This is a genomic window from Nocardia sp. NPDC050697 (assembly GCF_040654395.1).
Lineage (GTDB): Bacteria > Actinomycetota > Actinomycetes > Mycobacteriales > Mycobacteriaceae > Nocardia.
Genome location: NZ_JBFAHY010000010.1, coordinates 245,699 through 258,355 on the forward strand (window position 1 = coordinate 245,699; position 12,657 = coordinate 258,355).

Annotated in this window: 11 protein-coding genes; 3 read left to right on the forward strand and 8 right to left on the reverse strand. The window is 67.2% G+C overall.

The window, feature by feature from the left end; translation table 11 throughout:
* Window positions 1–16 precede the first annotated feature (16 nt).
* Window positions 17–586, reverse strand: coding sequence for a recombinase family protein (locus AB0H71_RS29815; RefSeq protein WP_357027390.1), 570 nt, complete (start codon window positions 584–586; stop codon window positions 17–19).
* A 362-nt stretch (window positions 587–948) separates the two neighbouring features.
* Here AB0H71_RS29815 and AB0H71_RS29820 point away from each other — a divergent pair, with 362 nt between their 5' ends.
* Together AB0H71_RS29820 and AB0H71_RS29825 are read left to right on the forward strand one after the other, a co-directional pair.
* A complete protein-coding gene (locus AB0H71_RS29820) occupies window positions 949–1,293 on the forward strand; it encodes a CU044_2847 family protein (protein ID WP_357027392.1) in 345 nt (114 codons plus the stop codon).
* Window positions 1,290–5,846: a tetratricopeptide repeat protein gene (locus tag AB0H71_RS29825; protein WP_357027394.1), complete on the forward strand. Its 4,557-nt coding sequence runs from the start codon at window positions 1,290–1,292 to the stop codon at window positions 5,844–5,846. Before AB0H71_RS29820 ends, AB0H71_RS29825 begins: the two co-directional genes overlap by 4 nt.
* A gap of 93 nt (window positions 5,847–5,939) precedes the next feature.
* Here AB0H71_RS29825 and AB0H71_RS29830 read toward each other — a convergent pair whose 3' ends face one another.
* On the reverse strand, window positions 5,940–7,124 hold the full coding sequence (locus AB0H71_RS29830; RefSeq protein ID WP_357027396.1) for a recombinase family protein: 1,185 nt from the start codon (window positions 7,122–7,124) through the stop codon (window positions 5,940–5,942).
* Between the two features lie 269 nt (window positions 7,125–7,393).
* Here AB0H71_RS29830 and AB0H71_RS29835 point away from each other — a divergent pair, with 269 nt between their 5' ends.
* The gene (locus tag AB0H71_RS29835; RefSeq protein WP_357027398.1) at window positions 7,394–7,780 is read left to right on the forward strand and encodes a hypothetical protein; all 387 of its coding nucleotides are present in this window, start codon (window positions 7,394–7,396) and stop codon (window positions 7,778–7,780) included.
* 228 nt (window positions 7,781–8,008) lie between these two features.
* On the opposite strand, the gene AB0H71_RS29840 is transcribed toward AB0H71_RS29835, so the two are convergent.
* From AB0H71_RS29840 to AB0H71_RS29865, 6 genes are all read right to left on the reverse strand, one after another.
* A complete protein-coding gene (locus AB0H71_RS29840; protein ID WP_357027400.1) occupies window positions 8,009–8,356 on the reverse strand; it encodes a DUF3024 domain-containing protein in 348 nt (115 codons plus the stop codon).
* The gene (locus AB0H71_RS29845) at window positions 8,343–8,969 is read right to left on the reverse strand and encodes an IS30 family transposase (RefSeq protein WP_357027402.1); all 627 of its coding nucleotides are present in this window, start codon (window positions 8,967–8,969) and stop codon (window positions 8,343–8,345) included. Before AB0H71_RS29845 ends, AB0H71_RS29840 begins: the two co-directional genes overlap by 14 nt.
* A 9-nt stretch (window positions 8,970–8,978) precedes the next feature.
* A complete protein-coding gene (locus AB0H71_RS29850) occupies window positions 8,979–9,326 on the reverse strand; it encodes a hypothetical protein (protein ID WP_357027404.1) in 348 nt (115 codons plus the stop codon).
* A gap of 86 nt (window positions 9,327–9,412) precedes the next feature.
* Window positions 9,413–9,832 (reverse strand): helix-turn-helix domain-containing protein, encoded by a 420-nt coding sequence (locus AB0H71_RS29855; RefSeq protein ID WP_357027406.1) that lies wholly within the window; start codon window positions 9,830–9,832, stop codon window positions 9,413–9,415.
* 128 nt (window positions 9,833–9,960) lie between these two features.
* A complete protein-coding gene (locus AB0H71_RS29860; protein WP_357027433.1) occupies window positions 9,961–11,160 on the reverse strand; it encodes a pentapeptide repeat-containing protein in 1,200 nt (399 codons plus the stop codon).
* 317 nt (window positions 11,161–11,477) lie between these two features.
* Window positions 11,478–12,353: a hypothetical protein gene (locus AB0H71_RS29865; RefSeq protein WP_357027408.1), complete on the reverse strand. Its 876-nt coding sequence runs from the start codon at window positions 12,351–12,353 to the stop codon at window positions 11,478–11,480.
* Window positions 12,354–12,657: the final 304 nt, after the last annotated feature.

Here is a 12,657-nt window from a genome sequence, read left to right on the forward strand (position 1 = left end):
GACGCGGACCCACTGCTCACGATTCCCGCGTTTCGGCGGCTTTCACCTCGCCGTGCACCACCGCCAAGCTGACCCCAACCCCCCGAGCGATTTCGCGTAGGGACTCGCCCTCGGCCCGCCGCGCCAGGATCGCGCGGCGCTTGTCGGCATCGACCACCCGCGGTCGGCCACCCTTACGCCCCCGCTTCGCGGCCGCGGCCAAGCCGTCGCGGGTCTTGCGGGCGATATCACGGCGCCGATCCTCGGCCAGCGCGAGGGCCAGGTCCAGGATGAGGCTGCGCTCGGTGTGATCCCCGGCAGCGATGCCGTGCAGCACCTTCACCTGGATCCCCTGCTCGAACAGGTCGTTGAGCACGAGCAGCCCTTCGAGCAGATTGCGGCCGAGCCGGTCGGCCTCCTGCACCACGAGCATGTCCTCCGGTCGCAGATACGACAGCGCCGCCTGCAGCCCGGGCCGGTCGGCGACGGCGAGCTGGCCGGAGATCTTCTCCTCGAACACCTTCACGCAGATCGGATCCAGGTCGTCGTGCTGGCGCGCGGTCTCCTGCCTGGACGTGCTCACCCGGACCAGACCGACCAACGCCACGGCGCTCTCCTCTTCCGAATTCGTTCGGGAAACGTGTTCGAAAACCGGGTGGGAGCCTACCGGTTTCCGCACAGGTTTCCGAACACCGGCTCCTGCGAGTCCCGGCTCGGCGGCGCCGCGCGGGCGAGTGTTCGGAAAACGAACCCTTCGGGGCACGACAGGCATCTCCCGGGGGTGGGTGGTGTCGATCGTTCGGTGGATACCGGCGCCGCGTGGTTGGGGTGTGGGGTGTGTTCGGCGGAGTCTCTGCGCTGGTTGGTGTTTCGTGGTGAAGTTGTCGGCGCCGCCTGCGGTGGGGCTCGTGTTCGCGGTTGTCATTCGTTCGATTGGGGTTGATGGTTGTGCGTGGTCCTGTGACGCCGATGCAGTTCGCGGGTGTCGAGGTGTTGGTGGAGACGGTGATGGTGCCCGGCTCCGAACCCACCGGCACCGGGGTGGCCGAGCGGGTGGGTGATGTGTTCGACCGGGCCCGCACGGTGATCACCGCCGCGGCTTCCCAGACCGCGGACCTGGTGCGGGGCTTGGGTGAGCAGGCGAAGCCGGATCGAGTGGAGCTGGAGTTCGGGATCGGGTTCTCGGCCAAGGGCAACATCATCGTCGCCGGCGGTTCGGCGGACGCGAGCCTGAAGGTCAAGCTCATCTACGACGGCACCACCACCGTCCCCGAAACCACCCCCGCTGCAGACGAGGGCACTGCGCAGTCGTGAACGCCAACGCCGCCTCGTCACCTGATGTCCGGGTGCCCGGCTATCTGGGCCGGATCCTGCACGCCAACGACTTCCCGGCCGGGACCTGTTTCCAGGCCGCGCCCGGGGTGCTCGTCACCGCCGCGCACGTACTGAACGAGGTCGGCGCCGGCTACCTGGACGCGGTGGTGCCCGTCGACGCCCTGGCCGGGGGCGGCGAGGTGTTCCAGGCGCAGGTCGCGCGGCTGGACCTGATCCACGACCTGGCGGTGCTGACCACCGAGACGGCGTTGGCGGCGTCGGTGGCAGGGTGGGCGAGCACCGACAGCATCGACATCGGCGCGGCGACGGTGGTGACCGGGGTCGCGGTCTTCCTCGATCAGCACACCCATCGGTTCCTCGACGCCCCGGGATCGTGGGCCGGGGGAACGATGCGTGACGATCAGATCCCGCTGGGACGGCTGGAGTCGAAGTCGGTGATGAAAGGAATGAGCGGCGGCCCGGTCCGCCGCCAGTCCGACGATTTCGTCCTCGGGGTGGTGTCCGAGCGCTACAACAGCGGTGATCAGTGGGGGCAGGGCACCGTGTGGGTCGCCCGCATCGAAGATCTCCACCCCCTGCTCGACGGCCTCACCACGATCGAGGTCACCGGCCCCCCGCCCCTGGATGCGGCGGTCGATCTCGTGCTGTCGGTCACCGACACCCAGGTCCGGCTGCACGGACGCAACCTCGACATCACCGCCGGCCACGCCGGTGTGAAGCCGGGGCTGGCCAATGCCCTGTTCGACGTGCGGCGTGAACGTAGCCGCCGCGGCGCCGACACCCGCACCCTCCTCGACGACACCGGTGTCGATGCCGGGATCGGGACGGTGTCGCTGCGTTATGCCGGGCAGCTGGCCGCGGAATCGTTCCTGCCCGAACCGGTCTCGGCCGCGTTGGCGAAGGTGCTGGCAGAGGCGGGCGCGGCGGATGTGCCGGTGCGCGTCGGTATCGAGCCGGGCCCGTACGGAGAGATTCCGTGGGAGGCGCTCCCGGCTCCGGGGTCGGGGCAGCCGTTGGCGTTGCATCGGCTGGTCACGGTGTACCGCCGCGCCCCAGGGCGGGCGCCACGGCTACTCGGGGGGCCGTTGCGGATCTTGGTAGCGATCGCCGCCCCCGACCAGGGGGGTGGGGTGGTGTTGGACTACGAGCGCGAGCTGCGCAATGTGCTGGACGCGGTCAAGGCCGCCCGCCACGGAGCAGCCGGGGTGCGCATCGTGGAGTTCGCCACCACCGACGCCATCCGCGACGAGCTCGACGTCTTCGACGCCCACGTCCTGCACCTGAGTGGGCACGGCAGCCCGGGGCATCTGTTCCTGGAGACCGACACCGGCGCCGCCCGGAAGGTGAAGGCAGCCGTGCTGATCGCCGAGGCCGTTCCGGTGGGGCGGATGCCGCCGGTGATCAGCCTGGCGGCCTGCTATACCGATGTCGCGGGCGAGGCCGGTGCGCCGTCGTTCGCCGCGGAGTTGTTGGCGGCGGGGGCGAGTGTGGTGATTGCGACCGAGACCTCGGTGACCGACCGCTACGCCACCGCGCTGTTCGCCCGCCTCTACCAAGAACTTGCCCGTCAGCACCGCCCCGAAGTCCTCACCGCCCTATCTACCGCCCGTCGCGTCATCCACCAGCAGTGGAGCCGCTCCGAGATCCCCCGCGACCGCGTCCTGGCGAGCCTGGACGAGTGGAGCGTGGTCACCGTCCTCGCACCCGCCCCCGAAGTCCACCTCGACACCCACACCGACCGCGACACCGACTCTGGGACCGGGTCCGTAGAGACCGGGCAGGTGGTGCCGGGGTTGCCGCAGCGCGAGGTCGGGGTCTTCGTCGGCCGGCGCCGGGAACTGCGCACCCTGCCCACCGTGCTGGCCGGTACCCAGTACACCGGGGTCGTGTTGCACGGGCTCGGCGGGATCGGCAAGACTACCCTCGCGGCCGAACTACTCGCCCGCGACCGAGGCAACCGGCTGCAGGTGGTGTTCACCGGCCCGCTCAGTGTCGACCAAATCCTGGGCGGGGTGGCCCGCAAGCTGCAACGCCTGCTGCGTGAGCAAGGCGTAGCCGATCACCTGCTGCCGCGGGTGCTGGCCGATGCCCGTGATGTCGCCGCGCCGTGGCGGGACCGGTTCGAGGACCTGCGCGACGAGATCCTGGCCCGGTACCCGGTACTGGTGGTGCTCGACAACTTCGAAGACAACCTCGACCCCGGCCATGAACTCGCTGATACCCAGCTCGCCGAACTCCTCACCATCTGGGCGACCGGACCCGCGAAGAGCCGGCTGCTGATCACCAGCCGCTACACCTTTCCCCTGCCCGGCGGCGCCCAGACCCGGCTGCTGGCCCATCAGGTCGGGCCGATGACCCGGGCCGAGACCTTCAAACTGATCTGGTCCCTGCCCGCTCTGGACCGGCTCGACGAGCGCGAACTCGACCGTCTCTGGCTCCTGGTCGGCGGGCACCCCCGCAGCCTGGAATACCTCGACGCTCTGCTCACCGGCGGTACCGGCCGCTACAGCGACATCACCGCCCGCCTCACCACCGCCTTGGCCGCCAACCCTGCCACCCGTCCCGCCCTCACCGACAGCGGTACGGATCTCGACGCGGCCCTGGCGGCCACGATCACCCTGATCGCCGACGACATCCTGCTCACCGAGCTCCTCACCCGCCTCACCTCCGCCGCCCAGCGGCTGCTGCTGGGCGCCTCGGTCTACCGCGAACCCGTCGACGCCCTAGCGCTGCTGTTCCAGATCGGCGAACCCGACCCCACCGCCGCCCACACCCCCGACCGCCGAGCCGCCGAACAGGCGATCATCGCCACGCTGACCGAGCATGGCATCACCCCCACCGACGGGGGCCGCTTCGACCTCGCCCAGGTTCCCCAGCAGATCCTCGATGAGATCCAGCCCGCGCTCACCGAGTACACCAGTACCCCTCACCCGCCGGTCTCCACCGACACCGATTTGGGCGAACTGGTCGACGAGTTACTCGCTAACAACCTGATCAGCCTGAACGGGCAGACGGTGTTCGTGCACCGCTCTACCGCCACCGCCCTGCACCACAACGCTCCCGAGGACGAAGTCACTACCGCGCACCAGCGCGCCGCCGACTACTGGACCTGGCGCGTGCAAGTCTGGCCCCAAGACCGCGACCACGACCTGCACGACCTGCTCGAAGCCCGCCACCACCACACCCACACCGGCGACCTGACCGCCCTGCTCGCCATCACCCACGCCATCAGCAGCCGGCTCCACACCACCGGAGCCTGGGACCACGAAACCACCCTCCTCCACCAAACCCTCACCCTGCTCCCCGCCAAGGCACCCCAAACCGCACCCCTCACCCACCAACTGGGGATCCTCGCCCAGGCACGAGGGGACTACAGCGAGGCCGAACGCCGCTACCAGCAATCCCTCACCATCGAGGAGGAACTCGGCAACCGCGCCGGCATGGCCCGCAGCTTCCACCAACTGGGGATCCTCGCCCAGGACCGGGGGGACTACAGCGAGGCCGAACGCCGCTACCAGCAATCCCTCACCATCTCCGAGGAGCTCGGCGACCGCGCCGGCATGGCTGGCGGCTTCCACCAGCTGGGCCGCCTCGTTCAGCTCCGGGGGGACTACAGCGAGGCCGAACGCCGCTACCAGCAAGCCCTCACCATCAACGAGGAGCTCGGCGACCGCGCCGGCATGGCTGGCGGCTTCCACCAGCTGGGGATGCTCGCCCAAGGCCGGGGGGACTACAGCGAGGCCGAACGCCGCTACCAGCAATCCCTCACCATCGAGGAGGAGCTCGGCGACCGCGCCGGCATGGCTGGCGGCTTCCACCAACTGGGGAACCTCGCCCAGGACCGGGGGGACTACAGCGAGGCCGAACGCCGCTACCAGCAATCCCTCACCATCTTCGAGGAACTCGGCGACCGCGCCGGCATGGCTGGCGGCTTCCACCAACTGGGGATGCTCGCCCAAGGCCGGGGGGACTACAGCGAGGCCGAACGCCGCTACCAGCAATCCCTCACCATCTCCGAGGAACTCGGCAACCGCGCCAGCATGGCCAGCAGCTTCCACCAACTGGGGAACCTCGCCCAGGACCGGGGGGACTACAGCGAGGCCGAACGCCGCTACCAGCAATCCCTCACCATCTCCGAGGAACTCGGCGACCGCGCCGGCATGGCTGGCGGCTTCCACCAACTGGGGATCCTCGCCCAGGACCGGGGGGACTACAGCGAGGCCGAACGCCGCTACCAGCAATCCCTCACCATCAACGAGGAACTCGGCAACCGCGCCGGCATGGCCACCTCGTTCTCGGTGAGGGGGGAGGTGAAGTCGGCGTGTGAACTGTACGGTGAGGCGGTGGTGTGGCACATCCGCGCCCTAGCACTCCGGCTCGAACTCGAAGTGCCTCAAGTCTCGATCGACATTCGTGCTCTGCGTGAACTGCGGACCGCGCTCAGGCCGGAGGACTTCACCGCCCACGCCCTCACCGTGATGTCCCCCGAAGCACTGCAGCAGCTCCACGAGCTGCTCGATGAGGCCGCATAGCGGAGCCCGGACCGGCGCTGTATCCCGGCTTTACCGGCGGCCCCCGTGTCGGCGGCAGCACGAGAACCATCCGAGCGCCCCCGTCAGGCCAGGTCAGTGGTGTTGCGGGCAGCGCAACGCACCGCCGGTGGTGGTGGTCCAACCTCGCGCGTTGAGCAGCCATTGCACGAGCGCGGGCACCCGCCCGCCGGCCGCGCGGGCTTCGGCGGCGAGCTCACCACCGAGCAGGGGTCCTTCCTCGCAATCCGGCTCGGCACAGACGATCGCGAACCGCTGGACGGGTTGGCAGTTCGCACAGTGCCGAGTCGCGATCAGCCCACCCCGGTTATCAGGGGAGGTGTCAAGTTCGTACCAGCGGAACGCCACATCGGCGGTCAACTGCAACGGCCCGTAAGCATGGCTGGGCTCGGTCCCGCAGCTCGGGCACGGCTCCACCCGCCGCACCCGGGCACGCCCGACCACCCCCGCGCGCGGCTCACGCGCGGTGCCTACCCCCGGACGGGACAGCGTCGTGGCGGGCTCCGCAGCGGCATCCGCTGGTGCGGGGATCATTTCGACGGCGACCACTCTCACCGCAGCCTCCGGCACCGGGTCCCCGGTGACCAGCCCGATCGGAGCGACGGCAGACTCAGCGGCAGCAACTGACGGCTCGATGGCGAGCGATCTCTCCGGGGCCGCGGTGCTCGCCCGGCTCGCGCCGGTGCGGGGCCGGGTGCCACCAGCCGTCTTGGTGAGGTGGCCGTAAACGGTGGTCCGGCCAGCGCCGACGATGTCGGCGATCTGCTGCACGGTGTGCGCGCCCTCGTCGTAGAGCCGCTGGGCGAGTGCGGCCTGATCCGCCGAGAGCTTCGGCGGGCGCCCGCCGCGGCGGCCGCGGGCCCGGGCGGCGGCCAGGCCGTCGTGGGTGTTGGCGACGATGAGCTCGCGCTGGAACTCCGCGAGCACCGACAGCATCCCGAACATGGCCCGGCCTTCGGGGGTGTCGGTGTCGATGCCCTGCTCGATCACCTTCAACCCGATCCCGCGCTCGCGCAGTTCGGCGCCGAGGGTGACCAGGTGCAGCATCGAGCGGCCGAGCCGGTCCAGGCGTGTGATGACCAGGGTGTCGCCGGCGTGGGCGATCCGCAGCACCAGATCCAGTTGGGGGCGGGTGGCTTTGGCGCCGGAGGCGATGTCGATGTGGACGTCGCGCTCGTGCACGCCGGCGCGGATGAAGGCGTCGCGTTGGTGGTCGGCGTTCTGCTCGGCGGTGGAGATCCGCCCGTACCCGATCAACATGCGTCGAAAATACAGGCGGACAGAGGTTTTGCGACGTTGATTTCCGACGCGAGTTGCCGACACTCACCACCAGGCGCGACGGTCACCGGGCGGCGGGTGTCGGAAAACGATCCATTTCCGACACAGTCAGCTGGAGCGATCTCGGCACGGAGAGACTGCATCCGGCTCTTCCTCGGTCCGAATTCGGCCGAATCTTTCTGTCAGTACACGTCGGTATCGTCCCCCTCGGCGCTACGGACGTAGCGCCGAGGCGACGGAGGGGGAATCCCATGCTTGGTCTCAAGACTCGTGCCCGATTGTTCGGTGTCGCTGTCAGCGGGGTGGCAGCGGCGGTCGTGCTGGCCGCGCCCGGAGCGACAGCGGACATCACCAACGGGAAAGTGACAGTCGCGGGCAACACTCACATCGTGGGGCAGACCTACGCCGTGTCGGCGACAGCTCTCATCCCAGGCACCTCGGTACGGTTCATCGACCGGAAGACGGGAAGCAACACCGATTTCACCGAAATCGGCATCGCAACCGCGGACCCGAATCTGGTTGCGACGATCAACTGGACACCGACCGCCACCGGATCACGCACCGTCATCGCCCAGCAACTCAACCTCAGCGGCGGCGTGTATTCGACCATCGGATGGGTCCAGGTCCCAGTCAGTTGACAACCGAGCACGGAACCCTGCTGAAAGGTCTGCGTCACGCCAGCCAGACGTGACGACCAACAGCCTTCCCCAGCGGGCGTAGGGAGTTCGCGGGCGGACCGCGAGCTCCCTACGTTCGTTACGGGGTCGCACCGAACACTCGATGAGTTCGCCGTCGCCCGACCGGCGTTCGGAAAACGAACTTGGTCTCAACCGGTCAGCGCACCGTCAGGGTAGTTGTCGGCTTGGTCATCCCCAGAAGATGGGGTCGGCTCGCTGGTCGAGGTAGTCGAGCAGGTCCTGGACGTGCGGGCTGGGGGCCAGGTGCTGGTAGCGGTGGAACTTCAGGTGGCGGTCGCGCCAGTACAAGGTCCAGAGCCTGGTGGCTTTGGTGTGGCACAGGTGGGCGATGGGGAATCGGGTCCACTCGGGGCCGAGGTCGTCTCGCCACGGCGGCCGGCATTCGCAGATCGTCAGATGCCGGGCTGCGACGTCGCACTCGACGCGGATCTCACCGCGCAGCTGCTCGGGCACCTGGGCGGCGCACCACCGCTGCACGCGAACCACGTCCAGGTCAGGGAGTCTACGACCGCTCATGGTCTCCGATCATCGCAAGCCGACCGCGCCACTGGTGGGTGCCGGCCGGTGCTGGAGGTGTCCGGTGCCGTCGAGCGCCTCGGCCGGGGGTGGCCCAGTCGAGCACGCGGCGGGGCCGATGGTGGAGCTTCGCGGCGATCGCGTCGAGCTCATGCTGGGACAGCGTCGAGAGGTCGGCGTTGCGGGGCAGGTATTGGCGCAGCAGCCGGTTCGTGTTCTCGTTCGTGCCGCGCTGCCAGGCATGGTGGGGATCGCAGAAGTACACCGGCATCGACAGCGCCGCCGTGACGGCGGCGTGAGCCGCCATCTCCCTACCTCGATCCCAGGTCAGAGATCTGCGCAGCGACTCCGGCAACCTACCCAGGTGATCGATCAACGCTGTCGCGACCGCGTCAGCCCGGTATCCGTCGGCCAGGGCCACGACATCGTGTAGCGGGTCGCGCGGTCGACCAACGTCGCCACTGCCGAGGGCCGTGTCCCGAACACGAGATCTCCTGCCCAGTGCCCGGCCACCTCTCGGGTGTCGGCCTCGGCGGGGCGGTCGTGGATCGAGACCATGTACCTGATCCGGCCACGTCCGTGCGAGACGGTCTTGCGGCGCGGCCGTCGCCACGGCCGCTCGCTACGCAGCCGGTGGAACCGTCTGCTGTCGAAGCGACTTGCGCGACGGCGTGTACAGGTCCCGGTAGATCGACTCGTGGGAAATCCGGCGCTCGGCCTCACCAGGGTGGCAGCGGCGCAGCCACGACGCGAACTGCTGTGGTGACCAGTCCTGGCCCAGCTTCGCCGCGACCACCTCGCGCAGCGCCGGGTCGGTGGCGAGCTTGCTCGGCTTCGGGCGACGCGCCCGCTCGAACGCCGCGGAGTCGGCGAGGACCGCCGGGTAGACCTGCCTGCCGCCGTTGCGGGCGATCTCCCGCGTGGCTCTGGTCGCGGATCTCAAGAGCGGTCCGATCGCGAAATCCGACACCGCTCGATCCGATGGTCGTGAAACCCAGCAGCACCCCGGCCAGCCGACCGGTCCGCGGCGCAGGAGCTTCGACCTGGTGCGGGAGGTCAGCCGGGTACTGCTGGTGCGCGACCAGGCCGACGTGGTGCTTCCGGGATCCGGGACCGGGCCGCTGTTGCAATTCGCGACCATCCGCTGCTCGGATTGGCGACCAGAGCCACCCGCGAGACCGTCGAGGCTGTCCTGCCGATCCGCTGCGTAATCACCCGGGCCGAGCAACCCGCGGCGATCCCCCGCGAGATCTTCTCCCGCTCACCGAGCGATAGATGCCCGGCCCGGCGGCGGCGAGGCACAGGCCGGATCCCGCCGCTGGCACGCAGGAATTGCCCGACCCGCGGTCGCGTACTCCCGACCACGCCGGCGATCAGCCCGAGCGATTCCCCGCCACGCCAGCCGCCCCAGATCCGCTCCTGCTGCTCCACACTGAACGGGCCAACTGCTCCACCCACTGACGCCTCCACGACCACACATCAATCACCTGCAGTGATGCGCTGACCGGTTGAGACCAAGATCAATTTCCGAACACGCGCAAACCCCTACACCGCCTGATCCAAGATGAGCGCGGCCGTCAGCGACCAGATAGGGGCCTACGAACTCAGTCGTCGAGCTCGACTGGTGGGTAGCCTTCCGGCCACGAAGCACTTTCAGCGTTCTTTACGCCGATCAGTTTCGCCTCTTCCAGGTCCGCGCCGATCAGCTTCGCCCTTTCCAGGTCCGCGCCGGTCAGGTCCGCGCCGGTCAGGTCCGCGCCGATTAGCGTCGCGCCGGTCAGGTCCGCACCGATCAGCTTCGCGCCGATCAGGTCCGCGCCGGTCAGGTTCGCGTGATCCAGTTGTGCACCTTTCATATTCACGCTCAATGTCGTGCCGTATAGGTTCGCGCGGGTCAGGATGGCGTAGTTCAGGCTCGTGCCGATCAGGTCTGCGTCGGTCAGGTTCGCGCGGGTCAAGTTCGCGCGGGTCAGGTCAGCGGTTAATAGGTACGCGTCAGTCAGGTTCGCGTCGGTCAGGTCCACCCGAGGCAAGATCGCAAAGGACAACTTCGCAGCTGTGAGATCAGCGTCGCGCAGGTCGTAGTCGAGGTTAAGCCATGCCCATTGCTGGGACCGCTGCTCAAGCACGGCGATTGCGGCGCGGCGCGGCCCGCGGTCGTCTTCCGACGTCCTGGTGGAGGAGCGCAGGTAGGCACACAGCAACTCGACGCACACCTGCACTTCCTCCCGCTCAGGTGGCGGGCGCTCAAGGACTAGGAGACCGTACACATCCTGCTGCGCTCTCCTGACTTTCTGCCACGCTCTCCGGACCTTCTGCCACGCTCTCCGTACTTTCTGCCACGCTTTCCGTACGCGGCCCTTCATGCGATCCAAGAAGCTGGGCCTCCGCGTGCCGACGATTCGGGCGTGCCAATCGCTGCCTAGAGCTCCCAGCCCGTACACACCCGCTGTCCTGACCGCCGGATCGTCGTGCGCCAGCTGTTCGGCGCAGGTCGTGTAGCGCTCCCGCAGCGCCTTGATCTGCTCCAGCTCGTGCGTGGCAGCGAAGTGCCGATCGGCTTGGCGGCGGGTTAACCAAACTCCCACAAATGCGATCCCCGCAGCGAGCACAGTCAGCGCGCCGGCGCCGAGGACCGCGTCGGCCTGGTTGAGCCCGGTCCTCTCCGAGACAGGAAGCTTATCCGCGGTGCTGGACGTGGTGGTCGGCATGCCCGTGCTCGTCGGTGCCGAGCTGGGCGCGGTCGGTGCTGTGGTGGTCACCTGCGCCGACGCCGCGCCCACAGCCACCGCGACCCACACCACGACGGCCAACCCCCCGAGAAGAACTCTCATGCCCTGAGATAGTGCCACCCGCCGCACTATGCGGAGCCTCGAACATGGCTCCGGACAGACGAATTTCGCCTCACTTCATCACCTCCGCCGCTACGAGCAGCGACAGGCCCGTACACCACTCTGCTGGACGCAACCCGGCTCCATGAGACCCATCAGCCGATTGACCAACCTGCCCAGGCAGTACAGCCAGCGGTACGGCTTTTCCATGGGCGGGCTGCTGGAGATCCTTCAGGAGCGTGGCGTGTTGACGCGACAGTAGTGAAGTATCCGTCTCGACCGCCTCCCACTCAACTTCCTGCGGCACCCGATTGTGAGTACCTCCTGGCGATCGTCTTCAGCTCTTCGAATTCGGATACCCGCGCATTTAGTTCGGCTTCATTCCTAGAGTACCGGGTGGCAATTATCCCTCCAGCGGGACTGCTCTCGATCCTGCCGTAGAAAGAGTTGTCCACAATGGCGCAGTCCACACGCAAATACGGAGGAACCAGGTCGACATCGATCTCGAATACACGTATACCCATGCGAACCTGCTCATCCATGGTTTCAATCAAATTTTCATTCCGCTGAGAGTGTATAAATATTCGCTCGATGGTGACGCCGCGGGCAAGAGCCTCTCTTTGAGCATGGAGATACTGTTCGTATCCACCCAGTTCACGGAACGTTACTCTGTCGACGCCTTGAAGTGCCACACCGATTAGGCTATATCTCGCCCTGCTGATCGCGTCATCCAACGATCCGAAATCGTACTGAGCTGCCACAAAAGTGCCGCCCGCCATTACCGATAAATCGTTCTGGCATTGGGTAACCAACCTGCTGGCTCGGGCCATAAATATTGGATTCGCGATTGCGTTGATCGATTCGGATTCGCTCGTTAAGACCTCAATGGATCGCAGTATGCTCAGGATACGCTTGCTGTACTCTGGTCGATCCATTACCACAGAAGAAATCTCACCCATCTCAGAGAGAGAGTGTCGAAGTCGAGTATTCCACACAAGCACTTCCGCCTGCAATGAAATTACAACTCCAATCAAACCGACAACAAAGCTTGTGTCTGCCGAGACACCTAACTTATAGCTGGCGATTGCTGCCGCGATCGATAAGGTCGACCCGATAGCCGCTGCGACATACTCGGACGGCACGGCGCGACTAATTCCTGATGACACCTTATTCCCCCTGGGCTCAGTCGAGATTTTGCTGATCAGCAAAGGTCCGTGACTATACCGAGGTTGCCGAGAAAGTCAGCGTCCACTGCTTCCCTGGAAGTATGGCATATCGAGAGCCTCAGAACGTACCATCTAGTGGACGAGATTCTTCTTGCAGCCCCGGCAATGTATTCGCAGACGCGCCGACGTCGCGGCCATCAGCGCCTGGGCTAAACGCTGTCCCGTAAGTCTTGGAAGGCTGTGAAGAGCAGCGGCGGATCGGAGTGTCAGGCTGCGTGAGCGAGGTTCGCGAGCCGGGCTACTC